Below are 1,224 nucleotides of genomic sequence, written 5' to 3'. Positions count from 1 at the left end.
CGTCACCGGCCCACGGTGGCGGGCTTTTCGTGGAACGGTTTGTTCTTCCGCTCGTTTTGCCCACGCATCTGTGTGACGCGGGTGCATGAAAGTTGTTTCGACATCTTTCGGGGGCCCGTCACGGCTTCCTCCGTGGCGGGCCTTTTGCGTTCATGGCCGCCCGAGATCGAGTGGTTTGTGTCCGGGCCTTTCATGCCAGATAACTTGCCGTAGGTCCCGCATATCAACCAACTGTCCGCAGGTTGGGGACGGGTAGAAATTTTCCCGCTCATCCTCCGGATCGCCATCATCGCGCCGGCCGGGAATGGGGTGGCCGGCTTGGTTCTGCTTGGTCATGCTCGCTCAAACTGCCGACTGCGGTAATGGTTCCGGAACTATTTTAGCTAAAGCTTATTTAATGCCGAGTGGGGAGCATGTGAGTGCATGCGTAACGCCGAACCGCGATTGAAGTTCATCAAGCCGCAGGAGCCTTTGCTGGTGCTCGAGCCGCCCGTCAGCGACGATTGGCTCCACGAGATCAAGTTTGACGGCTTCCGCACCCAGCTCATCCGGGATTGGGCAGAAGGTCGCTGCCTTCACCAGGACCGGCATCGACTGGTCGAAACGCTATTGGCCAGTGATCGGCGCAGCGGAAAAACTGCCGGCGAAGTCGTTCATCATCGATGGCGAGATGATCGCAAGGAGCCCGACAGCCGGCCGAACTTCCACCAGATGCACTCGCGTATGGCCTGGAACGCCGAGCTGCTCGCCTTCGTCGCCTTCGACATCCTGCACAAGGATGCGAGGATCTGCGGGGCTTGCCGGCGATCGAGCGCAAGGCGATCCTGTGGGATCTGGTGAAGCCAGCCGACGGCATCATCCAGTACAGCCAGCACGTCGAGGGCGACGGCGCCGCGTTCTTGGCCGCCGTCGACAAGATGGGGCTCGAAGGCATGGTGTCGAAGCGCTGCGGCAGCCCCTATCGCAGCGGCGAATCCGATGCGTGGGTCAAAACGAAATGCTGGGATGTCGATGACCTCGACCTGATCGGCGTAAAGCGGGAGGCCGGCAAGCAGACCGAGGGCTGTTCGCCAAGGACGGCAAATATGTCGGCAAGGCCGTCATCGCCACCACGCGTGCCATCAAGGACCGGCTCTGGCAGCGCATCGAGCGCGATCGTGCCGAGCAACCTGGTGGTGGTGTCCCCACCGCGATGGCCGATGACGACGTCGACTGGGTGAAGCC

The 1,224-nt window shown here is 61.4% G+C and carries 3 protein-coding genes; all 3 read left to right on the top strand.

All coding sequences use genetic code 11. From position 1 onward, the window contains the following. Positions 1–213, top strand: a 213-nt coding sequence (locus AC1DZP_RS36225) for a hypothetical protein (protein ID WP_477309155.1), incomplete at its 5' end; no start/stop codon positions are given. 210 nt (positions 214–423) lie between these two features. Then, complete coding sequence (locus tag AC1DZP_RS36220) at positions 424–840, top strand: DNA ligase-like domain-containing protein (protein WP_477309153.1); 417 nt, start codon at positions 424–426, stop codon at positions 838–840. Continuing rightward, positions 798–1,220, top strand: a complete 423-nt coding sequence (locus tag AC1DZP_RS36215; protein ID WP_477309151.1) for a DNA ligase-like domain-containing protein — start codon at positions 798–800, stop codon at positions 1,218–1,220. Before AC1DZP_RS36220 ends, AC1DZP_RS36215 begins: the two co-directional genes overlap by 43 nt. Positions 1,221–1,224: the final 4 nt, after the last annotated feature.

The organism is Mesorhizobium sp. P2_F8, assembly GCF_056403655.1.
Note: the sequence above shows the minus strand (reverse complement) of the source record. Positions and strands in the feature narration are given on the sequence as shown.

Bases quoted from the DNA above. Each gene is read 5' to 3' on its own strand.
- AC1DZP_RS36220 (WP_477309153.1), top strand. From the start codon at position 424: ATGCGTAACGCCGAACCGCGATTGAAGTTCATCAAGCCGCAGGAGCCT.